The organism is Streptomyces sp. NRRL F-2580, from assembly GCF_000720115.1.
Taxonomy (GTDB): domain Bacteria; phylum Actinomycetota; class Actinomycetes; order Streptomycetales; family Streptomycetaceae; genus Streptomyces.
The window spans coordinates 1-417 of the sequence record NZ_JOIR01000117.1; the positions used below are offsets into that span (position 1 = coordinate 1).

Annotated in this window: 1 protein-coding gene; it reads left to right on the forward strand. The window is 62.4% G+C overall.

From position 1 onward, the window contains the following. Positions 1–103: 103 nt before the first annotated feature. On the forward strand, positions 104–417 hold a 314-nt coding region (locus tag IF88_RS0139685; RefSeq protein WP_030724499.1), incomplete at its 3' end, for a transposase.

Consider the following 417-nt stretch of genomic DNA (forward strand, 5'->3'; position numbering starts at 1 on the left):
AGAGGGCGGTACGTAAGCTGATGTCCGGTTCGGTCGTCGCTTGATCGTGTGACTGCGGGGAATCCCGGCCAATCGACGGGCTTGGTCGTGTTGGAGTGGTGTGGTGAGCGACCGCAAGCCCTACAAGAGCGACTTATCCGACGAACGCTGGGCGCTGATCGAGCCGGTACCCACTGCGTGGAAGGCGAAGCATCCCTCCGTCAGTGGTCACCATGGCAGCTACGAGATGCGGGAGATCGTCAACGCGCTCCTTTACCAGTCCCGGACCGGCTGCCAATGGGACTACCTGCCCCACGACCTGCCGCCGCCTGGCGCGGTGAAGTACTACTTCTACAAATGGCGCGACGACGGTACCGACAAGGTCATCCACGATCTGCTGCGCTGGCAGGTGCGTGAGAGCCGGGGACGATTACTGAG